The 25140-nt window shown below is 51.1% G+C and carries 30 protein-coding genes and 1 tRNA gene; 14 read left to right on the top strand and 17 right to left on the bottom strand.

Translation table 11 applies throughout. The annotated features are described in order from the left end of the window. The first annotated feature begins 41 nt into the window (after positions 1-41). The 4 genes from VMT62_02450 to VMT62_02435 all read left to right on the top strand — a co-directional run bounded on the left by VMT62_02450 (position 42) and on the right by VMT62_02435 (position 3552). Positions 42-296 (top strand): hypothetical protein, encoded by a 255-nt coding sequence (locus tag VMT62_02450; protein ID HVN95264.1) that lies wholly within the window; start codon positions 42-44, stop codon positions 294-296. Between the two features lie 234 nt (positions 297-530). Beyond that, on the top strand, positions 531-1115 hold the full coding sequence (locus VMT62_02445; GenBank protein ID HVN95263.1) for a hypothetical protein: 585 nt from the start codon (positions 531-533) through the stop codon (positions 1113-1115). A 5-nt stretch (positions 1116-1120) separates the two neighbouring features. Further along, on the top strand, positions 1121-2488 hold the full coding sequence (locus VMT62_02440; GenBank protein ID HVN95262.1) for an HD domain-containing protein: 1368 nt from the start codon (positions 1121-1123) through the stop codon (positions 2486-2488). 2 nt (positions 2489-2490) lie between these two features. Beyond that, positions 2491-3552 carry a DUF763 domain-containing protein gene (locus VMT62_02435; protein HVN95261.1) on the top strand — a complete coding sequence of 354 codons (1062 nt, stop codon included), beginning with the start codon at positions 2491-2493 and terminating at the stop codon, positions 3550-3552. 144 nt (positions 3553-3696) lie between these two features. Here the strand turns inward: VMT62_02435 and VMT62_02430 are convergent, their stop codons facing one another. Genes VMT62_02430 through VMT62_02420 form a run of 3 tightly spaced genes read right to left on the bottom strand, consistent with a single transcriptional unit; the run spans position 3697 to position 6228 of the window. Continuing rightward, on the bottom strand, positions 3697-4236 hold the full coding sequence (locus VMT62_02430) for a hypothetical protein (GenBank protein HVN95260.1): 540 nt from the start codon (positions 4234-4236) through the stop codon (positions 3697-3699). A gap of 23 nt (positions 4237-4259) precedes the next feature. Continuing rightward, complete coding sequence (locus VMT62_02425) at positions 4260-4715, bottom strand: hypothetical protein (protein ID HVN95259.1); 456 nt, start codon at positions 4713-4715, stop codon at positions 4260-4262. 34 nt (positions 4716-4749) lie between these two features. Next, the gene (locus VMT62_02420; GenBank protein HVN95258.1) at positions 4750-6228 is read right to left on the bottom strand and encodes a S1 RNA-binding domain-containing protein; all 1479 of its coding nucleotides are present in this window, start codon (positions 6226-6228) and stop codon (positions 4750-4752) included. A gap of 193 nt (positions 6229-6421) precedes the next feature. Between VMT62_02420 and VMT62_02415 the strand changes: the two genes are divergently transcribed. Genes VMT62_02415 through VMT62_02405 form a run of 3 tightly spaced genes read left to right on the top strand, consistent with a single transcriptional unit; the run spans position 6422 to position 9012 of the window. Next, positions 6422-7132 (top strand): FKBP-type peptidyl-prolyl cis-trans isomerase, encoded by a 711-nt coding sequence (locus tag VMT62_02415; GenBank protein ID HVN95257.1) that lies wholly within the window; start codon positions 6422-6424, stop codon positions 7130-7132. Between the two features lie 9 nt (positions 7133-7141). After that, positions 7142-7939 (top strand): ATP-dependent sacrificial sulfur transferase LarE, encoded by a 798-nt coding sequence (larE, locus tag VMT62_02410; protein ID HVN95256.1) that lies wholly within the window; start codon positions 7142-7144, stop codon positions 7937-7939. Beyond that, positions 7936-9012, top strand: a complete 1077-nt coding sequence (locus VMT62_02405; protein HVN95255.1) for a zinc-dependent alcohol dehydrogenase family protein — start codon at positions 7936-7938, stop codon at positions 9010-9012. Before larE ends, VMT62_02405 begins: the two co-directional genes overlap by 4 nt. 192 nt (positions 9013-9204) lie before the next feature. Here the strand turns inward: VMT62_02405 and VMT62_02400 are convergent. Next, positions 9205-9289: transfer RNA gene (locus VMT62_02400), tRNA-Leu, on the bottom strand. 53 nt (positions 9290-9342) lie between these two features. Between VMT62_02400 and VMT62_02395 the strand changes: the two genes are divergently transcribed. Next, on the top strand, positions 9343-10278 hold the full coding sequence (locus VMT62_02395; protein HVN95254.1) for a bifunctional riboflavin kinase/FAD synthetase: 936 nt from the start codon (positions 9343-9345) through the stop codon (positions 10276-10278). Positions 10279-10298: 20 nt separating this feature from the next. Here VMT62_02395 and VMT62_02390 read toward each other — a convergent pair whose 3' ends face one another. The 10 genes from VMT62_02390 to VMT62_02345 form a co-directional block, all read right to left on the bottom strand. Further along, positions 10299-11519, bottom strand: a complete 1221-nt coding sequence (locus tag VMT62_02390) for an HD domain-containing phosphohydrolase (GenBank protein HVN95253.1) — start codon at positions 11517-11519, stop codon at positions 10299-10301. Further along, entirely contained in the window at positions 11516-12349 is an 834-nt protein-coding gene (locus VMT62_02385) for a flagellar motor protein MotB (GenBank protein ID HVN95252.1), read from the bottom strand. The genes VMT62_02390 and VMT62_02385 overlap by 4 nt, the downstream gene beginning before the upstream one ends. Next, positions 12349-13203, bottom strand: a complete 855-nt coding sequence (motA, locus tag VMT62_02380; protein HVN95251.1) for a flagellar motor stator protein MotA — start codon at positions 13201-13203, stop codon at positions 12349-12351. Before motA ends, VMT62_02385 begins: the two co-directional genes overlap by 1 nt. A gap of 195 nt (positions 13204-13398) precedes the next feature. Further along, on the bottom strand, positions 13399-14691 hold the full coding sequence (locus tag VMT62_02375; GenBank protein HVN95250.1) for a dihydroorotase: 1293 nt from the start codon (positions 14689-14691) through the stop codon (positions 13399-13401). Then, positions 14688-15611, bottom strand: a complete 924-nt coding sequence (locus VMT62_02370) for an aspartate carbamoyltransferase catalytic subunit (protein HVN95249.1) — start codon at positions 15609-15611, stop codon at positions 14688-14690. Before VMT62_02370 ends, VMT62_02375 begins: the two co-directional genes overlap by 4 nt. Further along, a complete protein-coding gene (pyrR, locus tag VMT62_02365) occupies positions 15608-16141 on the bottom strand; it encodes a bifunctional pyr operon transcriptional regulator/uracil phosphoribosyltransferase PyrR (protein HVN95248.1) in 534 nt (177 codons plus the stop codon). The genes VMT62_02370 and pyrR overlap by 4 nt, the downstream gene beginning before the upstream one ends. 270 nt (positions 16142-16411) lie before the next feature. Further along, positions 16412-17017, bottom strand: a complete 606-nt coding sequence (locus tag VMT62_02360) for a polymer-forming cytoskeletal protein (protein HVN95247.1) — start codon at positions 17015-17017, stop codon at positions 16412-16414. 45 nt (positions 17018-17062) lie between these two features. After that, positions 17063-17440 (bottom strand): polymer-forming cytoskeletal protein, encoded by a 378-nt coding sequence (locus VMT62_02355; protein ID HVN95246.1) that lies wholly within the window; start codon positions 17438-17440, stop codon positions 17063-17065. Positions 17441-17594: 154 nt separating this feature from the next. After that, entirely contained in the window at positions 17595-17990 is a 396-nt protein-coding gene (locus VMT62_02350) for a polymer-forming cytoskeletal protein (protein ID HVN95245.1), read from the bottom strand. Then, positions 17987-18820, bottom strand: a complete 834-nt coding sequence (locus tag VMT62_02345; GenBank protein ID HVN95244.1) for a M23 family metallopeptidase — start codon at positions 18818-18820, stop codon at positions 17987-17989. The genes VMT62_02350 and VMT62_02345 overlap by 4 nt, the downstream gene beginning before the upstream one ends. A gap of 328 nt (positions 18821-19148) precedes the next feature. On the opposite strand from VMT62_02345, the gene VMT62_02340 reads away from it, so the two are divergent. The 4 genes from VMT62_02340 to VMT62_02325 all read left to right on the top strand — a co-directional run bounded on the left by VMT62_02340 (position 19149) and on the right by VMT62_02325 (position 20653). Next, positions 19149-19787: a hypothetical protein gene (locus VMT62_02340; GenBank protein HVN95243.1), complete on the top strand. Its 639-nt coding sequence runs from the start codon at positions 19149-19151 to the stop codon at positions 19785-19787. Positions 19788-19813: 26 nt separating this feature from the next. Beyond that, the gene (locus VMT62_02335; GenBank protein HVN95242.1) at positions 19814-20029 is read left to right on the top strand and encodes a PC4/YdbC family ssDNA-binding protein; all 216 of its coding nucleotides are present in this window, start codon (positions 19814-19816) and stop codon (positions 20027-20029) included. 66 nt (positions 20030-20095) lie between these two features. After that, positions 20096-20284, top strand: a complete 189-nt coding sequence (locus VMT62_02330; protein ID HVN95241.1) for a hypothetical protein — start codon at positions 20096-20098, stop codon at positions 20282-20284. Positions 20285-20452: 168 nt separating this feature from the next. Beyond that, on the top strand, positions 20453-20653 hold the full coding sequence (locus VMT62_02325) for a cold-shock protein (protein ID HVN95240.1): 201 nt from the start codon (positions 20453-20455) through the stop codon (positions 20651-20653). Between the two features lie 96 nt (positions 20654-20749). Here VMT62_02325 and VMT62_02320 read toward each other — a convergent pair whose 3' ends face one another. Then, a complete protein-coding gene (locus tag VMT62_02320) occupies positions 20750-21493 on the bottom strand; it encodes an N-acetylmuramoyl-L-alanine amidase-like domain-containing protein (GenBank protein HVN95239.1) in 744 nt (247 codons plus the stop codon). Positions 21494-21574: 81 nt separating this feature from the next. Between VMT62_02320 and sfsA the strand changes: the two genes are divergently transcribed. Together sfsA and VMT62_02310 are read left to right on the top strand one after the other, a co-directional pair. Beyond that, entirely contained in the window at positions 21575-22726 is a 1152-nt protein-coding gene (gene sfsA / locus VMT62_02315; protein HVN95238.1) for a DNA/RNA nuclease SfsA, read from the top strand. Next, the gene (locus VMT62_02310) at positions 22713-23654 is read left to right on the top strand and encodes a hypothetical protein (protein ID HVN95237.1); all 942 of its coding nucleotides are present in this window, start codon (positions 22713-22715) and stop codon (positions 23652-23654) included. Before sfsA ends, VMT62_02310 begins: the two co-directional genes overlap by 14 nt. Positions 23655-23700: 46 nt before the next feature. On the opposite strand, the gene VMT62_02305 is transcribed toward VMT62_02310, so the two are convergent. Both VMT62_02305 and VMT62_02300 read right to left on the bottom strand, forming a co-directional pair. Continuing rightward, positions 23701-24048, bottom strand: a complete 348-nt coding sequence (locus VMT62_02305; GenBank protein HVN95236.1) for a DUF6504 family protein — start codon at positions 24046-24048, stop codon at positions 23701-23703. Between the two features lie 29 nt (positions 24049-24077). Further along, on the bottom strand, positions 24078-24644 hold the full coding sequence (locus tag VMT62_02300; protein HVN95235.1) for a DUF1003 domain-containing protein: 567 nt from the start codon (positions 24642-24644) through the stop codon (positions 24078-24080). Between the last annotated feature and the right edge of the window lie 496 nt (positions 24645-25140).

Below are 25140 nucleotides of genomic sequence, written 5' to 3'. Positions count from 1 at the left end.
CATGTTACCATGTATTGAAATCCAAAAAAGGAGGGGCCCATATGGAAGAAATAGCGATTGGTAAAGTGGTGGGATATTTTGCAAAAATAGGGGTTGCGGCGATTCAGGTTACCGACAAGGAACTAAAAGTGGGCGATAGAATAAAGATTAAGGGCCATGTGACGGATTTTGAACAGGAAGTGGAATCAATGCAGGCGGAACACGAAAATGTGGACAAAGCAGAGGCCGGTTCCGATGTGGGAATTAAAGTAAAGGAGAAGGTTAGAGAGCACGATATCGTATATGTGGTGAGGTAAGGTGAGGCCACCGAAGGGCGGCAGTTGGTAGCTGACAGATCGCCGTTTGTGTGCTATAAAACTTAAATAGGAGGCATTGTCCGCCGGCGTTGGGCTTTAAGCCTTGACATCGTCTCCGGTATGCCCCGAACGTGTGAGGCGAAGCCTCTTAGCTCACAACGTGGGCGAGAAGGGGAGGCTCCGACAGCTCCGCTGGCGGAGGGGGCGACGCGAGCCCCATAAATGGAGGAACAAATGGAAGAGAAACGATTGGTGGAAAGGTTTAACGACGTATTCGTAAAAACTGTGCCAATTTTCGAAGACATAAAGAAAGGGTTCTTTGCGCTAAAACTGGACATGCTTAAGCGGAGCAAGAGGGAATTCAGGGATTTGCTCAAATCACGGGTCGGTTACGTGCAGGACATCATAGAGCAAAAGGAAAAGAGCGCCGCGCAGAAGGAATATTTGCTTCTTCTCCCCATGTTTCAGACAATGGCTTTAGCCATCGAGAACCTGATGAATAAAATGGAGACCAAGGTAGAGCTCAGCATCCTTTTCAGTGAAAAAGCCCTTGCCGAAATCGAAGAAATCTTTTCAATCGTGGAGGAGCAGTTCCGCGATACCAGGGATTACGTAATCACGGGGAATCCGAGGCTCAAGGCAAACATCAAGGCGAGCTGGGAAAAGATATTCAAGTTGACTGACGAATACGCCGTGATCCATCAAAACAGGCTTATTATCGGTGTGTGCATGCCCACGGCATCCTATCTCTACCTCGATATCATCGATTCCATCAAACGGATCGCACGGGGGTTGAGCGAGTTTTCGGAAAAGGTTTAGCATCTTTGGAAGTACGTCGCGACGCCCTGAGAGGGGCCCTCAAAGAACAGACCATAATCAAGCAAATAGCTGCGTACCCCTTTTCAGGCAGTGTGTATCTCGTGGGTGGGGCAATCCGGGAGATTCTGCTCGACAGGTCGCCCGAAGACTATGACCTCGCATTGACCCGTCAAGAAGACCTGACCAGGCTCGAAGCTCTGTTCAAAAGGCCGTGTTTCATGTTGGGTCGAAAGCCGATCAGAACCTACAGGATAATGGCTGACAGCGCATGTTTCGATGTTACCGTGGTCGAAGGCGCCATCGAGGATGACTTGAGGCGACGGGATTTTACCATGAACGCTATCGCCTATGATATAGGCAATGATCTGGTTATTGATGCGGTGGGCGGCATTGCGGATATCAAAAAAAGGGTCATCCGCTACCCGCAAAGGGAATCGATAGCCAGCGATCCGTTGAGAATGCTCAAGGCCATTCGCCATTTCTCGACGCTTAAGGATTTTACCCTGGATGGAGAGCTTCTCCGATCAATTGCTCAGTCCAAACAGCTGATACTCAGGGTGGCAGCAGAGCGGATCAAGTACGAAATGGACCGGATTATTGTGGCCCCGAATGTGGCGCAAGGCATAAAAACGCTTGATGAGACAGGGCTACTCTTTGAGATAGTGCCTGAATTGTTTGCGTTGAGAGAGCTCGACGTCGAAAAGGGATTCCTCCTTGAAACGCTGGGCCACACCCTCGATGGTTTCCGTTTTCTCCACCACCTGAATATGGAGGTGGGTCTTGACGACCTTATGCTACGAAATGTGGGTTACGCCTTTCTCTTTCACGATCTGGGCAAAGCGCAGACCTTCTCTTACGACGAGAATAAGGGTGCGGTTCATTTTTTCCATCATGAACGTTTTTCTCAGGAGATAGCAGGTCGCATTATGGAAAGGCTCAGATTCAGTCTACACGAGATGAGGGCAGTGCTCGCCCTTATTCAAAGTCATATGCGCATATTTTTGATCAGCAACGACCAGACCACGGAAAAGGCCATAAGACGGCTCATCTATAAAATGAAGGATATGACCCCGGCACTCATCGTCCATACGCTCTGCGATATGTATGGCAGCTCGGGTGGGGCGGATAACGATTCGACTGAGGCCGTCAGACGATGCTCAAAGGAGATCCTTCACGCCTATGATGAATCCTTAAAGGCGCCCCTTCCGAGGCTCATTTCCGGGGATGATCTTATCTCTCTTGGTTTTGCTCAGGGCCCTTTGGTCGGCAGATGCCTCAATGAGGTGTGGGAGAGGCAGATCGGGGGAGAAATCGTAGACAGGGATGCAGCGCTCGTTTACGCCAAGACTTTCCTTAGCGAGACAGGATCGTAACAATGAAGAGACAGATTACGTCATTACCCCTGCATGGCGGCAAAGCCCCGGCATGGCTCTTCGCAAAGATGAAGCGACTCTCTGCGGCCCTGATAGAAGTCATCGTCCTCGAATTCGGGCCGGAAGAGTTCTTGCGCCGTATAGCGGATCCGGTCTGGTTTCAAGCCATGGGATGTGTTGTCGGGTTCGATTGGCATTCAAGCGGTGTCACCACAACACTCTGCGGTGCATTGAAGGAAGGACTTCTGACCCTGGGCGATGAAATGCCCATTGCGATTTGCGGCGGAAAGGCAAAGCGAGCTATTGAGACGCCGAGGGACATCATGCTTTATGGTGAGAAATGGGCAGTGGATACGGAACATCTCGTGTCATTAAGTCGCCTCTGCGCCAAGATAGATAATACGGCGATCCAGGACGGCTACAATCTCTATCACCATACATTTGTCTTTACCAGAAGCGGCGAGTGGGCGATCGTCCAGCAAGGTATGAACACAGAAAAGAAGGACGCCCGTCGTTATCAGTGGCTCTCACGAGACAACCTCGATCTTCTTTCAGATCCTCACACAGGTATCACCTGCGACGGACGAGGCCCGGTTCTTGACTATACGGCGAGCCAAAGCTCGGCAGCACGCAAGTCTGCCGTCGATTTTGCGCGAGAAGACCCCGACACCATGGTAAAGGTCTGGAAGGATATTGCCCTTTCCATGCCCTCAAGGCATTATATTAGCTCGGGAGATTTTAACGAAAAGCGCCTTTTCAGCATGTTTCGTACGATCCATGAATCCGGGCCGGAGACTTTCAAGGATCTCATTGAGATTCGCGGCGTGGGACCGCGAACGGTCTCAGCGTTGGCCCTCGTCTCAGAGCTTGTCTACAAGACTCCGCCGAGTTTTGAGGATCCGGCGCGTTTCAGTTTTGCGCACGGAGGCAAAGACGGCCACCCCTTCCCTGTGGATAAAAAGACCTATGAACATTCCATAGAATTCCTTAAGTCCTGTCTGGACAAGGCGAAGATGGGCGATCGAGACAAGCTTGACGCCTTCAAACGTTTGTCGGAGCGCTGAAACCTGCATGGTACATGCGGGTAAGGAAGACACCCACGTCGCGGGCTCGCTCGCCTACCAAAAGGTTATGCAAGACTGACTGTCGGGACATCGCGCCAAAATCTGATACAGAGAAATGAAGCGTGAGAGGCTGCCCTTTTTGGTCTATTTGTTCATTCCGGTCAGAGCTTGAAGCATGTCGATGTTGACAGCAATAACTTTCCAGTTCCCCTGTGGTGACTTGGCCATTCTGAAAGCCACCGTGTCGCTGCCGCGGACCTTCACGGCCGCACTGTCGCCCCGTTGGGTGATGCTCAGGCCAAAGATGCTTACCTGGCTCACATTATCGAAGAGAGCACTGTGATCCGGGGAGGAGATGTACGAAACAATCTGGTCCCGCAACTGCTTTTTTAAGGACGGAAGGTTTTGCGTGATTATCCGTCTTGCGACGGTATTTTTTTCTGTGGGATCCGCCTTGTTGAATGTCTCCGTGAATGCATTCTCGATGAGCGCGTCTGTGTCAAGGTATCTGAGAGCGCCCTGGGCGTCATGTCTTAAGAGTGCCCTTTTGAACTGGTAGAGGTCGTAACGGGGGGCTTCCTTTATACGCACATAGCCTATGGCTGACCCGACAAGGATGCCCGCGAGTATCATCACCGTGAGATACGTGGTGCTTTGCTTGTGTGCACGCGATGATTGAGCCACATCCCCGCCTTGGCTTCGGTATTTCAGCGCGATGTCTTCTGAAACCGGATTGATGTGATTACCCAGTACCTCTCGTCGGTCTTTTGAAGGGTGATGGTGGTTCCATCCTCCTGTTCTACCATGGCGGTTTCCCCCTCAATGTTGATTGGCACGGTAAAAACGTTCCATTTGGTTACAGGCTTGAACAGAACCTTTTCCTCAGGGGAATCGATTTCGTGGATAATGCGTTTCTTGAGCGCCTCTTTGTCGCTCATTCGGGTGATCTCATCGGGCAGATAGCTTACAACACTATCCAGATCCAAAAATTTTTCGGCGGTCTCACCGCTCGAGAAAACCACGGCTTTTTTGAACTCGATCAAGGCGTACCGCGGCGTGCCTTTAAAGTAATAATATCCGTAACACAGAATGCCCACGACCACGGCAAAAAGAAGAAGCTTTGATATTGCACCTTCCTGATTTCTCGCCATCCCGCATCTCATGGCCCCCTCCCGTCTATGCTCAATTCAAGCTCTCCTACAGATTCAGCTTTGCCTTGAGAAGTTCGCCGAGGCTACCGAGACCATTTGAGGATTGCTCTTCTTCATGCGTCTTCTCCCTATACTGCGTGTAGGTGTCGCGCTCAACCTTTTCATCAACCTTGCTTCTGCTTAACACCACGCGGCCGCGTTTCTCGTCAATCTCGATGACAACGGCCTGCATCGGGGCTCCGGAAGGAAACATGCGGCTATGGTTTGTGCCCTTCAAGGTTCCCATTTCTGAATTTGGAATGAACCCGGTGAGACCGTCGCTAATTTTCACCAGGATTCCTGCGGAGATGACCCTTTCAACGATCCCGTTTACGAGTTCACCGATAGAGGGAAACGTGATATCTTCGGGGGCTATCTTTTGTTCCATGGAGAGCGAGATCCTCCGCTTTTCCGGGTTCACTTCAAGAACTCGAGCCTCAACGAGCTGCCCCACTGTGAGCACCTCTTTCGGGTGGTTGATGCGTCTGCCTGCGCCCAGTTTTGACACAGGGATGAGACCGTCTATCCCCGGTTCGAGGTTGACGAAAGCACCGAAGCTTTCGAGCCTGACAACGGCGCCATGTACGAGACTATCAGGTGGGTATTTCGTGAGACTGTTCAAGAAGGGATCGGGAAGGACGGCCTTGAAAGAGAGTGTTATTCGTTCACGTCCCCAGTCGATATCGATAATTCTTACGGTCACCTCGTCGCCGACGGCGAAAAGGTCGGATGGTTTTTCTCCTCTGCTCCAGGACATCTCGCTCAAGGGTATCAAACCGTCGACACCCCCCAGGTCCACGAAGACTCCGAAGTTCTGTATGGACCGCACTTTCCCGGTCACATCCATGCCCGGCTGCAGGCTCTCTTTAAAACGTTTGCGCTTAACCTCTTGCTCCTCTTCAAGCAGGACTCTCCTTGACAGGACAACATTTCGCCCGTTTTCCTTGTACTCGATGATCTTGAAGGGAAAAGTCTGGCCGATATACGAATTTGCTTCGCGGCTGCCTCTGAGATCTATCTGCGAAAAAGGACAGAAGCAACGGATCTTACCCGCCATGACCTCGTATCCTCCTTTAAGCTCGGCGCTCACCCTGCCATTTACCGGCAACCCCGCCTCATAGGCGTCTCGAATACCGCCGAGGTCTATTGTCGAGTAACCGCGGATAAGCGTGGTAAACTTTCTCATGCCGTTGGCGAAGGAGACGAAAAAGGCTTCAATCTCATCTCCCTCTTCGATGCTTTTTTGTCCACTCTCATCAAGGAACTCTTTGAGGTCCACAACGGCCTCGCTTTTTCCTCCAAGATCGAGATACACAAAATCCCCCGAGATGCCCGCTACTCTGGATTTTACCTTTTGACCGGGTTCGTATCTCTGGGAGGTTTTTGAGGATCTTTCGAAAAGTGCGGCGAAATTCTCTTCCTGCTCGGCGCTTGCATCATTATACGATTCTTCCTGCACGATCTCTTTCTGGGGTTGTTGATCCATGATTACTTGTTTCTCTCCTTTTACGCTCTGCGATTATTGTATGATGTTTTCAGTAATGTACACTTTCTTGCGAACGATGTCCAGTCCGGTTGTGGATGACCCATTTGACAATCATCAGGGTATGGCATAACATATTTTGGTTTTTCACCATTTCATTTCGCCACTATGGTGGCAAAAAAGGGAGGAAAAGGCAATGTCCTTTATGACAAGATTTCTGAGAAATACGGGGCTCACGGCGATTGCCGCCGTCAGCGTTTTAATCCTTGCGAGCCATGTAGAGGCAGAGGAGAGGATCCCGAAAGAGCCCAAGGAAAAACTCGGTTACAGCATCGGGGCGCAAATCGGTACGGACATGAAGAATTTTTCTATAGAAATTGATCCTGACATGGTCGCTCAGGGCATAAAGGACGCATTTGCCGGAAAGGTCAAGCTGAGAGACGAGGAAATAAAGGCCGCTATGGATGACGTGAACCAGGAGATACGAGCCAAGCAGACAGACAAGATCAAAGCCATCTCCGAAAAGAACAAAAAGGATGGAGAGCTTTTCCTCACCCAGAACGAGAAGGCGAGCGGGGTAGTGAAACTGCCGAGCGGCCTCCAATACAAGGTGTATAAAGAGGGCAGCGGAAAAACGCCCAAAGCCGACGATACGGTTGTTGTGCACTATAAGGGCACGTTCATTGACGGCACCGAGTTTGACAGCTCGTACAAACGCAACCAGCCCGCGGAATTCAAGGTGAATAGCGTTATCCCCGGCTGGACCGAAATTCTCCAGAAGATGAAGGTAGGGTCCAGGTATCAGATCTTTATCCCCTCGAATCTTGCCTACGGAGACAGAGGTTCCGGCCCCATCGGACCGAATGCGGTTCTCGTATTTGACGTCGAGCTTCTCGCGATCAAGTAAGGTTCGAGGGTGGACGTTCAGGCGAAATATGAGGCGCTGAGAGACGTTATTGGAAGACTGGGGAGCGCGCTCGTGGCCTATTCCGGCGGCGTGGACAGCACGCTGCTTCTAAAGACCTGCATTGATGTGCTGGGAACCGAGAACGTCCTTGCTCTTATGGGCACCGCGCCCATATTTCCGGCCAAAGAGATTGAGGAAGCCAAACGTACCGCGAGCGAGATCGGCGCAGCCTGCCTGTTTTTCGACACGGCGATTTTAGAGAATCGATCTTTCATTGAGAATACAAGAGAGCGTTGCTATCATTGCAAAAAGAATCTTCTTGCCAGAGCGGTGAGCGTTGCAGTCAAGAGAAATCTGACATACGTCCTCGACGGAACAAACTTCGATGATGTGGGTGACTTCAGACCGGGAGCCAGGGCGTTACGCGAAATGAGCGTTCGCTCGCCGCTTCTTGAGGCTCAGCTGACCAAAGACGACATCCGGGTTCTGTCCGAAAGATTCTCTCTTCCCACGCGCAAGAAACCTTCTTACGCCTGTCTTTCCACGCGCATCCCTTACGGAACCCCCATTAGCAGGGATCTGTTAAGAAGAATCGAATCGTCCGAGGAGTTCATTAAAAATGCGGGCATACCGCAGGTGCGGGTGCGCTATCACGGACATACGGCTCGGATCGAAGTGACAGGGCAGGATTTCGCGGCGCTCCTGGAACAGCGGGAGGTTATCGTGGATGCGTTGAAACGGTACGGTTTTATCTATGTTACCCTGGACCTGGAAGGGTACCGAACGGGCAGTATGAACGAGACGTGAACATCGTTCAGTCGGTCTTAAACCTTAAGAAGGATCTGTCCCCTATGAAGGCAATGGTTATAGACAGGATTTGCAATCTTGAGAAAGAGGTTGAACCTCTGCGACTTGTTGATATGCCGGTCCCAGTGCCGCATGATGGGGAAGTTCTCGTAAAGGTATCAGCGTGTGGTGTCTGTCACACGGAGTTGGATGAGATCGAGGGAAGGACCCCACCCCCAAGATTCCCTGTGGTACCGGGGCACCAGGTGGTCGGCCACGTTTCTTTAACCGGGAAGGGGGTTACAAAATTCAGGCCAGGCGACAGGGTCGGCATCGCATGGATACATTCCTGCTGCGGAAAGTGCAGGTTTTGCCTGGAAGGAAACGAGAACCTCTGCGAGTGCTTCGAAGCCACGGGCAGAGACGCGGACGGCGGCTACGCCGAGTTTACCGTTGTGCCGGAGAGATTTGCCTACCCCGTACCCGCCTCATTTGATGACATTCAGGCTGCGCCGCTCCTCTGTGCGGGCACTATCGGCTACCGATCGCTTCGGCTTGCCGATATGAGCGATGGCAAGACCATAGGGCTTGTCGGATTCGGGGCATCGGCCCACCTCGTTATTCAGATGGTACGGTACAAGTTCCCCTCGTCTAAGGTTCTTGTCTTTGCCCGTAGCGCTGAAGAGAGGGCCTTCGCAGAGAAACTTGGAGCTTATTGGACGGGGGATACCGTTGATGATCCGCCTGAAAGACTCGATTGCGCCATCGATACCACGCCGGTGTGGGGAAGTATTGTCCATGCTTTGAAGAATCTTGAGAAGGGAGGCAGGCTTGTCATTAACGCCATCAGAAAGGAAGAGACGGACAAAAAAGCGCTTCTTGCCATCGACTACGCCAGGCATCTCTGGCTCGAGAAAGAGATCAAGAGCGTGGCAAATGTGGCAAGCCAGGACGTGGCCGAATTCTTAACCCTGGCGGCGCAGATTCCCATCAGACCGGAGGTGGAGGTGTTCGGGCTTAAACAGGCGAACCGGGCCCTTTTAGAGCTCAAACAGAAGCATATTCGGGGCGCCAAGGTCTTGAAAGTGGCGTAAGTATCGAAAAGAAGACCCTTTCGCCCCTCGGATTGGTTTGCGGGTAACCGTGCCGAGGCATTTTTGGACAGTAGAGTGGCCGTAAGAGAGGAGCGTGAAATGCGGGAATTTGAAGTATCAGAGAAAATGCTTTCTGAGTGAAGCCAGGAGGGCTACCAAAGCCCCCGGTATGATAAGCCGGGAGAAAGTAAATGCCGAAGACGGGACTTGAACCCACACAGGCAAAATGCCTACTAGACCCTGAATCTAGCGCGTCTGCCAATTCCGCCACTTCGGCATCTGTTGTTATATTAAACTATATGGATATGATTGATAAGTCAAGAGGTGGATATGAAAATTTTCGAATCGCTGGGTGCGCTTGAGCGCTTTCCAAATCCGGTTGTCACCATCGGTAATTATGACGGCATACATATAGGCCATCGGAGAATCATCGCGGAGGTCGTTCAAAAGGCCCGGCAAATATCGGGCACGCCGATGCTCATGACTTTCTATCCTCACCCCCAGAGCGTTCTGAATCCCGAGGCGTATACCCGTCTTGTAACGCCGCTCCATCTCAAGAAGAAGCTCATAGAGACATCAGGTATTGAGGTCTTGGTGATCGTTTCCTTTGACGAAACCTTCAGGAATGTAGGCCCTGAGAGCTTCGTAAAAGACGTTCTCGTGAGCAAGGTGGGCGTGAAAGCCGTGGTCATCGGATATGATTTCAGATTCGGAAAGGCCGGGGCCGGAGATATCGCAATGCTCAAGAGACTGGCGGGTGAAAATGGTTTTTCCGTTGACGTGGTCGACGCGGTGACCATAGAGGGTGAAAAAGTGGGAAGCAACATGATCCGAAAATTGATCATGAACGGCGAGGTAGGCCGGGCGGCGATCTGTCTTGGGCGGCCCCACGTGATAGAAGGCATCGTGGTGAAGGGAGAAAAAAGGGGCAGAGACATGGGATTCCCCACGATCAATCTCGAAACCATTTCCGAGCTGGTTCCCAAGAACGGCGTATATGTGACGGAAGTTGAGGTTGACAACATACGGCTGCCTGCCGTGACGAATATCGGATTTAATCCCACCTTTGACGGGACAAAACTCCTGGTGGAAACCTACATTCTCGATTTTTCCGGCGACCTTTACGGCAGAGAGGTGGCGATCCATTTTCACGAACGCATACGGGACGAAATCAAGTTTGAAAGCATGGATGCGCTGAAAGAGAGGATAGCCAAAGATGTTGAAGTCACGCGGAGCCGATTTCAGTCGGTGAAGACGGGAGACTAAAGAGTCCGCTCAGGACGAGCCTACTCCCCGCTACCGGCCTTAAAAACATAGACCCCGCCGATAATCGGATCGCGGTCGTGTCTTTCCAGAAGAATCTTCAATGTGTGCTCCTGTAGCTTGATACCTTTGGGGATCAATTTTACCCCGCTGATCGCGTACACATCTTCGGCGATAACCATGCCTGCTTGAAGTTCTTCTACATGGATCTTGTATTTATTATGTGAAAAATCCTTATCGCTCTCAATGATAAACTCCGCGAGAGACATAGCCACGGCAGGGTCCAGGATTTTGTTCGACGATTGGCGTATTTGCTGGAGTATCTCTTCCTTGGTATGACCGGCCTTGGTAAGCTCTTCCTGGAGTACGATGGACCTTAAAATGGTAGCGCCGGCCGATATTTCCTTGGCAATAAGCCCGTCGGGAACGCCTGAGCCGTCATAGTTCTCCAGCTGATAATGTATGGAATCGGCCGCGGCCTTGAACCCGGAGATAGCGGAAACGATGAATGCCCCGATGGCCGGATATTGATTGAAAACCGTCTTTTCGTCAGGGCTTATCGTCCCGAGGAGCTTATTTGCAATATTATCGGGCAGCCCGATTTTCCCGATTTCATGTAGCTGTGCGCCGAATATGATCTTTTGCTTTTCGTCGATGGATAGCTTCATGGTTTTGCAGATATGTTCGGCAATCTGTTTTGCTATCTCAGCCCGATCGGAAGCCCCTGGAAGCCTGAAGTCGATAGTTTTGAGCAGGATCGCCGTGAGTTCCGTGAAATTACGCTCAAGAACTGCGTTTGCTTCGGCGAGTTTTTCCTTCTCAAGCTGTAATTCCTTTTGAAGCAGTTTAATCCTGAGAAAAGCCCTGATCTTGCTCGTCAGGATCACGGGGGTAGTGGTCTTAACTATATAGTCGTCGGCGCCGTGCTCGAATGCCTCAGTCTGGTGGCTGACCTCTTTTTCCGCGGTCAAAAGAAGGAAGATTACCGAGGAGAGTTCCTGGGTGCCTTTAACCTTCTTGCAGAAGTCAATACCGTTCATGACCGGCATATAATAATCGCTTATGATGAGATCGGGCCTGGTTTCGAGGGCAATCTGATAGCCCTTCGCGCCGTTTTCAGCTTCAAAGGTATTAAACCCGGGATATTTAGAAAAAAAGACGCTTAGCATCTTCCGGTAGGAGGGTTCGGCATCAACGAGAAGAATCTTGATGGGGGGTGTGCTCGTTTGATCTGTCTCGGTCATTTCTTACCTATCTCCGGCGCTACTTGTGGCTTTTGAGCCGCTACTTCGGGTTTTTGAGGAGCGATCCCCTGGACGGCCTGTTCCGTAGCGGCTGCGACGAGTATGCTTACCCGCCTGTTGGCAGAATCCAGAGGTTGGTCGGGGTGCTTGAGGTTTCTGTCGGCGTAGCCGCGGACCTGCAGGACCTGATCTTGCCTCACGCCGTTCGCTTCCAGGATTCTCCGCGCCGTATTTGCCCTATCAGAGCTCAATTCCCAGTTCGAATAATCTTTTCCCACGTAGGAACGTGCGTCGGTGAATCCTTCGATCATGATGTAGTTGTTCAGGCGACCGACCTCCTGGGCGACGAGTTTCAGGAGTTTTACTGTCTCGGGCTTGACCTGTGCGCTTCCCACGTCGAAAAAAAGCCCCGTAGAGTTCTCCACAAGCTCTATTCTAAGCCCTTCTTTCGTGACGGTAATCTGAATCTTATCCTTGAATTTATCGAATTCGGGGATAGCGGCAATGGCTTCTTCCAGCTTTTTTGCTTCAGCCTTCAATCGCTCCATCTCTATAGCGGCGTCGGAAGTAGGCGAGGGCGCTGTGCCCGAGGAACCATCCAAAATACCTCCGCCCTGGCCGTTTTCGAACACCCCGGGGTCCTTAAAATACGCCGAAATGGCCTGTTTTACGGCGTTTGACTGGCCTACGATCCAGAGCACAATAAAAAGGGCCATCATGGCCGTGACGAAATCAGCATAGGCTACTTTCCATGCCCCGCCGTGGTGGCCGTCATGCCCCTTTTTCTTCTTGACGATAATCCGTACGGGGGTCTGGTGGTCTTCGGCCATTATTTGATTCCTTTCACGAAGTTCTCCATCTCCTGGAACGTGGGCCTAAAGTCGCTCGGTATGGAGCGCCGGGCGAATTCCACGGACACGATGGGGTTGAAACCCTTTGCCAGAGAGATGATGCCGGATTTTATCGATTCATAGACCTTGGAGTCCTCTCCGGCCTCCAGGTCGAGATGGGTGGCCATGGGCTGGATGAAGCCGTAAGACAGAAAGATTCCGAGGAAAGTGCCGACGAGCGCGGCGGCTACCTTGTGACCGATCTCCTCAGGTGGCCCATTGATGGCCTGCATGGTAATAACAATACCGAGGACCGCAGCCACAATGCCGAGACCCGGCATGGAATCCCCTATCTTCTGAAGAATGGCGCCGGGCTTCATGCCTTCATCGTGATGGGTCTCGATATCGAGATCCATGAGTGTTTCGATATCATGCGGTGCAATGCCGCCGAGAACGATCAGTCTGAAGGTGTCGGTCATGAAGGAAATGATGTGATGCTCTTTAGTGATGTTGGGGTATTTTGTAAAGATCTTGCTGTTTTCCGGATGCTCGATATGCGATTCCAGGGCGATGAGGCCGTCTTTACGCGTCACTTGAAAGATCTCATACATGAGCTTTAAGAGATCCATGTGGAGCTGCCTTGTAACGCTCCCCCCTTTCAAGGATCCGATGACCTTCTGGATGATTTTGATAAGTAACTTTTGCGGGGCTGAAATGACAAGGGCTCCGAGGGCAGCGCCCCCGATGATCATCAGCTCGGCCGGTTGCACGAGGACCTTCATGGGTCCCCCTTCCATGATGAACCCTCCGATCACGGACCCGAGCACAACGATGGCGCCGATGATTACGATCATATATTATCTTCCACCTGTCCCCTGCAGGTAAGACACCTTACCGGCAGGGCTTATTTTTTGAACAAGGCAGGATGCAACCGCAGCTTACGCACCTTGCACGTATATTGTTTATCGGACTAGTACAGGAAAAAATAAGGGGTGGGGTCAGGAAATTACACGGGGAGGCCTAATTTCTGAGAAACGATATCTATCACTTCAGGCCTTAAACAGGCCCGCATCGCGGTAGACAATCTTTCCCCCCACCATGGTGAGAAGGTTCTTGCCTCTGAGCTTCCATCCGTGAAATGGGGTATTCTTTCCCCTGGAGAGGAATTCATTTTTGTCCACGGTCCATTTGATGTCTGTATTGAAGATGATAAGATCAGCCGGTCCCCCGACCGTGAGCTCGCCCGAGGGGAGATTAAGCATCCGGGCCGGATTGACGGTCAATTTTCGGATGAGCGCCTTTAACGGAAGCAGACCCTCATGGGTCAGTGCGAGCGATAAGGCCAGCGCGGTTTCAAAGCCCGAGATGCCGGAGGTCGCGATATCGAATTCTACCTCCTTTGAAGTGGATTCGTGAGGCGCGTGGTCCGTGGCGATGATATCGATCACGCCGCTTCTCAGGCCGTCGCGAATGGCCTTAAGATCATTTTTCGACCGAAGGGGCGGATTGACCTTGGCGTTTGTGTCATAGCCGAGCGTTGCTTCATCGGTCAGGGTGAAGTAATGGGGGCAGGTGTCGCAAGTAATCTTTCCAAACTTCTTTTTGGCCCTCTCGATGATCTCGACGCTTCCAGCGGTGGAGATATGGGTAAGGTGCATAGGGGCGTCCACATATCGGGCAAGGGCAATGTCTCTTTCCACGATGATCTCTTCGGCAATAGAGGGGGTTGGCTCTAAACCGCTTAACAGAGAGAAAAGACCCTCATGAACATATCCCCGCGCAAGGGTTTCGTCCTCACAGTGTGAGATGACCGGAAGATTGAAGAGTTTCGCGTATTCGAGGGCCCTTCTTAAGAGCCCGGCATTCTTGACCGATTTTCCGTCATCCGAGAGGGCGACAATGCCAGCCTCATACATCTCGCCAATCTCGGAAAGCTCCTCACCAGCTAAGCCCCGGGTAATGGAGCCGCAGGGTAAAACCCTGGAAGCCCCTCCGGACCGCGCTTTCTCAACAATGAATTCGGTAACGCTTTTGTTGTCGTTCACGGGCATGGTATTTGCCATGGAGACCACGGTCGTAAAACCGCCCTTGGCCGCCGCCTGTGTTCCTGTTTTGATGGTTTCCTTATATTCGTATCCCGGTTCTCTTAGATGGGCGTGGACGTCGATCAGCCCCGGGGCCACAATGTGGCCTCTCGCATCGATGACCTTCGTTCTCTTGTTCGTCTCACTGATATGTCTGTCAATTTTTTCCACGGTAGTCCCATCGATCAAAATATCGAACCTGCCGTCCAGGTCGTTCGCGGGATCGACGAGCCTCCCCCCCTTCACAAGAATCTTCATGATTCCCTCCCGGTGAGGAGATAGAGCACAGCCATCCGAACCGCCACACCGTTCTCAACCTGGTCGAGGATCACGGAGTAGGGACCATCCGCCACTTCATCAGCGATCTCGATTCCCCGGTTCATGGGCCCCGGATGCATAATAATCACATCTTTCTTTGCCCTCTCGATATGTTCTTTCTTGAGTCCGAATAATGTTGAGTATTCCTTCACGGAGGGGATGACCGACGCGCCGCCCCGCTCCTTTTGGATCCGTAGCATCATAATCACATCGGCGTCCTCTACCGCCCTATTCATATCGTATTCTTTTCGCACCCTAAGTGTTTCTATGCCGGGGGGGATCATGGTCGGCGGCCCCGAGCAGACCACATCGGTGTCAAAACGGGAAAGTGCGAAGATATTCGACCTGGCCACCCTGCTGTGGGCAATATCTCCCACGATGGCTACTTTGAGCCCATCTATCCGCCCCTTCTTTTCACGTATGGTATAGAGATCGAGAAGCGCTTGGGTCGGGTGTTCGTGGGCGCCGTCACCCCCGTTTATCACCGACGAGTCCATAATTTTGGCAAGCATGAGAGGCGCACCCGGCATATTGTGGCGTATAATAATTGCATCAGGCCGCATGGACTCGAGGTTTCTGGCTGTATCCCGAAGCGTTTCCCCTTTTACCGAGCTGCTTGTGCTTGAAGAGATATTGATCGTGTCAGCGGAAAGACGTTTTGCGGCGATCTCAAAGGACGTCCTCGTCCTGGTCGAAGGTTCGTAGAATAGGGTGATTACAGTTTTTCCGCGGAGCGTCGGGACCTTCTTGATGTCCCTTCGAGATACCTCTTTAAAGGAATCGGCGGTTTCGAGGATGAAAAGAATCTCCTCTTTGGAGAGTTCCCTAATACCGAGGAGGTCTTTTCTGGTCCATTTCATGATGATTTCTCGACCACGACTTCATCCTTGCCGTCAACTTCACCGAGTCGTACATGAACCTCTTCTCTCGCGTTCACCGCATAGGCGAGACCTGCGTAATCGGGATGCATGGGGAGTTCCCTGTCGCCCCTGTCTACAAGCACCGCGAGCTGGATCTTTTTGGGTCTGCCGAGGTCCATGATGGCGTCGATTGCTGCCCGTGTTGTTCTTCCTGTGTGGATCACGTCATCGACGAGGATAATAGTCATATTATTGACATCAAAGGCTATCTCCGTCTTTCTCACCTCAGGTGATTTCATGGTCGATATGTCATCACGGTACATGGTGATGTCGAGCACTCCGACGGGGAGCTTTATCCCTTCAATGCCCTTTATTTTGTTCTGGATCCGGTTTGCGAGGTAGACGCCTCTCGTTCTTATGCCGATAAGACAGAGCGCCCGAGAGCCCTGGTTCTTTTCCAGGATCTCGTGGGTCATCCTGTTGATAGTGCGTTCTATGGCGTTGCGGTCAAGAAGAACCTTTGTTCTCATCAGTCATCCATACGTATGGCTTTCTGTGCACAGCCATCAATACACGCCCCGCATTCGATACAGTCATCCGGCAGACGGACCGACACGGAACCCTCCTTGTTGGAGAGCACGTCGTAAGGGCATATCGTCACACATTCCCCGCAATCGGTACAGACGTTTTTTGTGATATAAGGCCGCACTCTGAAATACTACTATAAAGGGTTTCGGATGAAAAATCAACAACAGACCACTCTCCCGAAACCCTTGATTCTTAAGCAATACCCTTAAGGTTCAATAGGGCTTATTATCCTGCCATTCCGTACCCTCTGCCGGGCTCGTGCTCTCTTCCTTCTTGTCCAATTCTTCAAAAGGGATCTTGTCTCGTGCCGGCTTTTTTCTTTGGTCCTGTCTGGGTATAACAAAGGGCGGCTGCTTCTCTTCGACAGGCGCGGCCTGCGGAATGTCAAATATGGCCGCCGGCTTTTCCTCGGGCGCCTCCACCTGGATTTCTAATGGTTTTTCCTCCGACACAGTCGTCGGCATCCTTTCCATGACAGACTTGCCGTTGAATACGGCCCCATTCTCGACAGTCAGATAGGGAGTTTTCAGGTCGCCATTATGGGTGGACGTTTGTTTTAGAATGACCTGGTCCTGAGCGGTTACATTACCGGTAACTTCTCCATGCGACACAAGGGTTTTTGTGGCAATGGTCGCCGTCACTTTAGCGGTGGGTCCGACCACGAGAAGACCCTCCGATTGGATTTCTCCCTCAAAGATGCCTTTGAGCATGACAGAGGATTTGAACTTTATGGCGCCCCTGATCTCTAGATCGTCAGCAACAACTGTGGTTATCTTTTCTTCTTTAATTTCCTCTAAAACAGGAATCTCTGTTGCCATGCATTTACCCCCTTTGGGTTATTTTGCAGCCACACCTCGCCTCGCCTATTTCACGGTAATGTCTTTTGCTCTCATTGCGCAAGAACCGTTGAATACGGCCCCATTCTCGATAATGATGTTGGGCGTGGAAATATCACCGTTATGGAGAGATGTGCTCTTCAGGGTTACCTGCTCGTTGGCGACCACATTACCGGTGATCTCGCCATGGGAGATCAGGGTCTTTGTCGTAATTGTCGCCGCCACCTTGGCTGTAGGTCCCACAACCAGGAGTCCTTCTGAGAATATCTCACCGTCAAAAACACCTTTCAGCATCACAGATGACTTGAACCTGATGGTGCCCTTGATCTCCAAGTCGTCAGCAACAACTGTCGTGATGTCTTTTTCATCGATTTCTGATCCATTGGTTTTTTTCTCGACTACCATAGCTCCTCTCCTTTAGTAGTTAATTATTTGGATCATGCTTTGCGCATATCCATTGTATTTTTAGCTGCAACATACGTGCCACACAATATCCTGCTGTTTGCGATGTTCTTGCCGATAGTATGAGGGATTTAGAGAGCAATTGGGTTCAAGTCCCTCAAAAGATTCTTTCAACCTTCTTTTCGTCTCCCGTCTCGCTTTCTTCACGGGCTTCATCGTGTTTTCGCATATAAGAGTGACCGGCAAAAAAGGCGCCCTCCGATACGGTGAGTTTTGTCGTATGAATATCTCCCTCCACCGCACCTTCCGGTCTGATCTCAACAAATTCATGTGCATTGATATTACCTTCTATACTCCCGTTCACCTCTATGTCCCGTACCGTTATATCTCCTTTGACCGCGCCCGTTTTGCCCACGACCAGAGAATCGGCCGCAACATTTCCCTCGATGACGCCATCGACGCGCAACATCCCTTTGGTTGTCAATTCGCCCCTGATTGTGGAGTCTGGTCCAATGAGCGTCTCGAGAGGAGTTTGCTTCTTTTTCAGTATCACAGGGTATCCCCCAGGTAGGGAGCGGGATTCACCTGCTTGCCCTCTTTCCAAACCTCGTAGTGCACGTGGGGACCCGTGGAAGCCCCTGTTGAGCCGGACATGGCGATCTGCTCACCTTTTTTCACCTTCTGCCCCACGATCACATAGTTCTTTCGATTGTGAGCGTAGGCGGTGCTGAAGCCGTGTCCGTGCTCCAATACCACGATATAGCCGCTCCCGTTCGTCCAGCCTGAAAAACTTACGATGCCTGGCGCCGTTGCCTTTACATTCGTGCCCGGCGGTATCCTGATGTCAACACCTGTGTGCTTTATGACGTCGCCCGTGATCGGGTGCACCCTCATTCCAAACCCTGAGCTGATCACACCCTGGACCGGCCAGCCCGAAGGGGTTGCCATATAGACATCTTTCTGTTCGGCGATGAAGGCCTTTATTGCAGCCACGGATTCGATGGTCTCGTTCACCTGTTTCTTCAAGGCCTCAATATCCAGAGAGCCCGTATCCTGCAAGTCTGCCGAGTTTATTATGTCCTTCTTTGATTTCATGGCGAGCAGCTTGGAGAGCTCCGTGTTTGTTTCCTTAAGGGATACTATGGTTGATCTCAAGTCGCCGAACTGTCTCGAAAAATAGGAGAGCTTATTCCTCATAACATAGTAATCAACCATTTTGAAGCCCACGGAGATAACGTAGATTGCCCCGGTTATCGAAAGAAGGCAGCAGACAGCGAGCCCTATCAAAGATACTTTGAGCTTGAATGGTCTTGTGCGTGAATGAGGGACGACCATAATGGTAACAGGTGTCATACACCTCTTGAGAAAAGGTCGGTAATTCATTCCTAAATCTCCCCTATCCGTGACACTCTATAATGAATCAAATGTGTTGTCAAGCCTTTCTCACGGCAAATCGGGCGACACGAAAGGTCTCCAGGAATGTAAGATGCGATGATTACGCGAGTCTTGTGAAGTCACCGCCCCGCTTAAGGGGTATGGTGATAGAAAAGAGGGTCTTTCCGGCGCTTATCTTTTCCATTGCTTACCCCATGGTATTTATACGAGAAATGTGATATATAATAATCTGCATAGCTAATAATCTTCCTGCCGGCGAATCAGTCGTAACAGTTTTGAACGGGTTTTTTGCGGTTGCAAAGATCAGGAGCCACAAATGGAGACATCATATTTTATTCACGATGAACTGCCGGACAAGCGGCGCTTGTCCGAACGCTTGAGGCAGGAAGATGGCGCTATGGAGTCTCATGAAATTCTGAAAGCAGAGCCTCTGCCGGATGCGGCCGAGCCATTCCTGCGAAGAGGCCCGCGCGAGCACTTAAAAGAGGCAAAAAAGGCGCTCGCTGACGGATACAGACCGAACAGGGATCCCATGAAGGCCGCCTGGGGCAGGGTGGCTCAGGCTGAACGTCACTTGAGGGCAATTGATTCGAGGTCCAAAGCATATGGGGAAGCTCGAAGCCTTATGAAAGTAGTAGCCACCAGGAAAAAGGCAATCGAGAAGGTGTCCGCGGCTCTGGCTAAGCGTCTTATGATAAGACAACGCGAGATGCTGACGGACGAGTTCGAATTTTTCTATCTCTCAAGAGGTATGGATGCACGCATTGTTCTTACGGGCCCGGAGAAAGCCCATCTGAGAATGGAGTGCCCTCATCTATCTGAGGCCTTCGTTCACAGAATGGTGAATGATACTGATTTTCTCGTTTATCTCGGAAGGGCCGGATTCGTAAGGGTGACCCTTGGAGACGGAGAAGGGTTTGTTTGGACGTATCAGTTCAGTTCGGAAGAAGTTTAGGAGAGAATATTCTATAAGGAGGACCTGTGTTAATAGGAAAGGTTATAAAGAATTCCAAAGAACGGCTTATGGTAACGGTTACAGAACAAAAAGGGGCTAAAGTGATAGACCTCAGGGTCTATAACATTATTAATGATGGAGAACTGGTGCCTACGGCAGACGGCCTTGTTCTTCCGCCCGAAAAGGTGGAGCCGGTCATCGAACTCTTGAAGCAAGCACAGAAGACAATTTTGGCCTCGTGAGAAGAGCGAATTCGGCGCGCCGGTTTCTTTTAGTCGTACTGACCATGAAAACGTGAGGAGGCGGTCTTGTCAAAACCATTTAGGAGCGACAAAAGAAGGAAGGAACTCTTGCGCTTAAAGAAGCAGGAGGAGAAACGGCTCAGGCGTTTCGGCAAGAAAGAGAACGCAGATGAGAGCCCCGTGGACGAAGGCACGCAGGCCCCCGATTTGGACGCGTCAGAATCGGCTCCGGAAGCCGAAAAGCCCGAGGCTTGAAAGAAAAAATAAATTTTTTTAATAAAATCTTGACCTTTGTGTTTATCTGTGAAATACTTAACATGAAGTTTCGGAAATCGCTGTTGTTTGTGAAGCATAACTTTTGGCTGTCCTCACCATAACACAGTTCCGTAATCTTCAACATTTTTTTAAAGGAGGTTTTATTTTATGGCGAAAGGAACTGTCAAGTGGTTTAATGAAGCCAAAGGTTTTGGTTTTATTACGAAAGACGATGGCGTTGATGTCTTCGTCCACTACTCCGCAATTCAGGACAGCGGATTCAAATCACTTTCAGAAGGCCAGCAGGTGAATTTTGACGTTGTTCAGGGTCCCAAGGGACTGCAGGCGACAAACGTCGTAAAATCGTAAGCCGATACGGGGAGCCCGGCGTGCCGGACTCCCTTTACTCCATTAAGATATTCCCCCTCGAAACGCTCTAAAGCGCAGGACGGGTAGGTTTTGCGTTCAGTGCGGTCGCAGCACAATGATACCCGGTTTATCTGAGATGTATCCCGAAAAATCCTGATCCACAACCTTTCTCGCGGATGGCGCCGAGGAAGCGTGGCGCAATAATATCTGAGCACCTTTTCTGACAATAATGCCTACGTGGGAGACATCGAGGCCGGCAGAGGCCGAAAAGAACCCCACATAATCGCCGGATTTGAGGCGAACGAGCACTGAGTCGTCCACGGCCGTGGACGGAACGTAGGTTAATTCTCTGTCGAAAGGTTCGATGCCCGCCAAATAAAGCGAACCGTCATCTTTCACGTTTAATGTTTTTGTAACGCGCTGAGTCCCGGCATGACCCACACGCACGGTAACATCCGACACGAGGTCCCTGTTGTACTCCCGCCAGTCTGTGAAGAAATGATTTCGCGTCAGGTAATTGACGAGACCCTTCTTGTACCGAAGAGCCCGCAACCTGTCCTTCATTTCGGCAAACGAAGAAGACAGACGCATCGCCTCTACCGAGTCGAGGAATGTGAAGCAGTCAAAAGCCGTGAGATTAATGACCAATGCCTCCTGGGTGGATACGTCACCGATGAGGGTCGATTCCTTATAAGGAGCGCCCAGAAAATGCTGAGAGAGAAAAACGATACGTTCGCCAATCTCCTCCATTTCCGTTGCCCGGGTGAGGAGCCTGTCGATCGCCCGACCCGTCCATTTTCCCAGTACCAGTGAGTCGCGCATATCTGATTTGTTAGCCATCGGGGTAGTCCGTTCGCTTTTTTCTCAAGCTTACCATATAAAACAAGAAACTCAGTTAAGATTTTTGCTATAATCTCTTCCGTGCGGCTCACCGATGGAAGGCTTCAAACGGCAGAATTCATTACACGACCAAACACCTTTGTGGTCGAGTGCGTAATGAAAGGAAGGGTTGTACAGGCGTATCTGCCCAATCCTGGCCGGCTCTGGGAGCTTCTCATACCGGGCGCTACCCTCCTTCTCAAGCCAAACCAGGGGCACGCAAGGATTTCCTATACCGTTCTGGCTGTCGAAAAGCGAGGTGTGCCGATCATGCTTCATACACACCTAACCAACGATGTCGTTGAGATGCTCCTTAAGAAGCATCTCGTGCCTGGTCTCGAACGTGCCCATATGGTCAGACGGGAAGTCTCTTTCGGCCACAGCAGATTTGATTTTCTCTTAAAGGTGGACGGTCGGGAGTTTGTCCTTGAGGTGAAGAACTGCACCCTCTTTGGCCGAGAACTCGCGATGTTTCCCGATGCGGTAACCGAGCGCGCGAGCCGTCACCTCAACGGGCTTCTCGAGCTCACAAAAAAGGGCCACAAAGCGGGTGTGCTTTTCGTGGTTGAGTGGCCCTATGCGCGCTACTTCATGCCTGAGTACCATACGGACTATCAATTCTCCCAGATCTTTCTCAAATGCCGTGATGCACTCTATCTCAAGGCCATAGGGCTCACCTGGCTGAAAGATCTCTCCCTTGTTCCGCGTGTATCCGAACTCACGGTACCCTGGGCGCTCGTTGAAGAGAAAGTTCGCGACAGTGGGTGTTATATTGTCGTGCTTCACCTTGAAATGGATGCCGACATCGTTATAGGGGCGCTCGGGAGCATCTCATTCAGAAAAGGGTATTACCTCTACGTGGGTTCTGCAAGAAGGACTCTAACGAAACGGATTGAACGCCACCGGCGCCTTCACAAGAGACTTTTCTGGCACATCGATTACCTTCGGGCGCGCGCGTCTTTCCATAAGGCCCTCGCTATCCGCACATCGGACGATATAGAATGTGCGTTGGCCCGGGATCTCCAAAGGATTGCGGACTGGTCCGTGGCGGATTTCGGCTCTTCGGACTGCGCCTGCGAAAGCCATCTCGTTGGCATGGAGCATAACCCCATTTTATCTCCCCTTTTCATTGAAATACTGTATAATTACAGAATCAGATCCGTAGAAAAAGAGTTGGACCATGCCCGTTATTGATGTTCACACGCACGGCGTCGGTGGGTACGAAACAAAAGGCGCCGGACCCGACGATATTATCCGGATTGCCGAAATCCACGGCTCTTACGGGATAGACGCCGTAATTCCGACGATTTATTCATCTTCGATCAAGCGCATGAGGGCTGACATTGCCGCGGTAAAGAAGGCAATGGAAATGCAGGGGTCAGGGGTCGGGGACAGGGGATGGGGAAGAAAAAAGTCCTCAAAACCTCAAACAAAGAAGATGAAACCCGCTACGATTCTGGGCGTGCATCTTGAGGGGCCCTTTCTCAATCCCGTGCGTGCGGGGGCTCTCGACGCACATTCTTTTCTGCCCGCCAGAATATCTCATTACAAAGAACTCATCCAGGGATTCGGCGATATCGTGAAGATCATAACCGTCGCGCCCGAGCTTAAAGGCGCCACAGGGCTTATCAAAACAATAACGGATACCAGCGTGATCGTGAGTATGGGTCATTCGGATGCAACATACGGCGAGGCTGAAGCGGGCTTCAATGCCGGCGCAAAAGGTATAACACATATCTTCAACGCCATGCGGCCTGTGCATCATCGCGAGCCCGGGATAGCAGGTTTTGGCCTCACGAACCCGCATATTTATGTAGAGGTTATCGCGGACCCATTTCATCTGCATCCAAAGACAATTGAATTGATCTTTGGCGCGAAAAAGCCTGACAGGATCATCATCGTGTCCGATTCTGTGAAGGCAGCAAAGAAAGATGCCTGCACACTGGGCGTCGCAGATAGAGCGGGAAGGTTACTTGGCGGCTCTACGCCCGTTACCGAATCAGCCCGATATCTTGTGGGGCTTGGATTTCCAAAGAAGATTGTTGAACGGTGTGTGAGCGTGAACCCCGAAAGATATCTCGCAGAAAGCGGTCTAAGAGGTATTAGAACAATCTGTTCTTAGGTTGAGGTTACTTAAGAACCCGCCAATCAGACTAATATTAATATCGTCATAATTGCAAATTGGGATTACACGTGACTTCATCCGGTTCGGTAATGCTGAAGAGCCACCATCGTGAGCCCTTACGTCCCCGCCGCGGTTGTCTCTCGAAATAGATTTTCATGACGCCCGCTCCTGGCATACCGACCTCATACCAGTGTTTTCGTACGTACAGCTCCTCACTTCCGTGACGGCACCTGCCTGTCTCATGCCAGATGCGCAACACATTAGCTACCTCGATGGTAGCCCCTCGCCAGATGAACTTAAGGGGCAGGCCGGGTTCTCCTGCCGCCATGCGTAATGTGTCGCAGGTTGATGTGATCGGCCTTATAGGTTCGCTGATCAAGCGTTCAGACATGGTGGTTCAGGCTCACACTCCCCGTTCGATTACCCCTGATTACCGGTACGGGTTGACTCTATCAACTTATGGAGAATCTCTATCTGTTCCTGTTGCGTGGCGAGCAGGTCCGCCCACTGTTTCTCCCGCAGGATATCTATCTTCTCGTGCAAAGACATAATCTCGAGTTCAGCCTTGAGATTCACTTCGTAATCATGCTCGGCGTCTACCCTGTCGTTTGCTGCCTGCCGGTTCTGTGACATGAGGATCACAGGCGCCTGGATAGCTGCAAGCATGGAGAGCACCAGATTCAACAGGATGTACGGGTATGGATCAAAGGAGCTTTTCCATCTGATGAGAAGAAAGGAATTGAGCGCGACCCACAAACAGAGAACTATCGCGAACGAGACGATGAACGTCCAGGAGCCACCAAACGCCGCCACGGAATCGGCAAGACGCTGGCCGAATGTGAGTTGAGCCTGACGCTCCTCATGGGCATTCCTGCTGACATGAAGACGCTCTGCAAAGCGCCGGATCACATTCTGTTCAGCCGGACTCAGAGATTCAAATTCCCTGTGGAGCAATCGCTTGGCTACCGCATAGATATCGGGGTTCATATTTCCTCCATTTCGCCTATGACAATTCTTTGTCTTTCATATTACCAACAATTTGTATCCGTTTAAGGGAAGTATTATACAATCGTCAGGGGAAGACAAGAGAATTATTCAGGTCACAAGACGAAATGAATGCGAAATGGTCAATACTCTCTTCCCTTACGAGCAAGGACGATCCCTCTCTCGCCGTGTTCGAGACTCGAAGAATCGATAATTCTGTACGTCAGAGCAAGCGGAACGAGTGGCCGTGAAATAAATCTGACGCCTATCAAGTGTTCCAGTCTTCTTAGGCCGAGGAAAGTTTCGATGCATAACGAGGAAGCGCGGCGGAGGGAACCGGAAGCATATCGTGTATATGTTGAGGATTCACGACGTCGAAGCTGACGTAGGAAGGCGCGAAAATCTCCTTGGCCTATAAATAAAAAAATGGCCTGCGTCATCTCCCGCAGGCCATTTTTATTATGAAATTACTTACCCTTCAATTCCCTAAACTTCGCGG

The organism is Syntrophorhabdaceae bacterium (assembly GCA_035541755.1).
Taxonomy (GTDB): Bacteria; Desulfobacterota; Syntrophorhabdia; order Syntrophorhabdales; family Syntrophorhabdaceae; genus PNOF01.
This window is presented reverse-complemented; position numbering and strand designations above follow the sequence as displayed.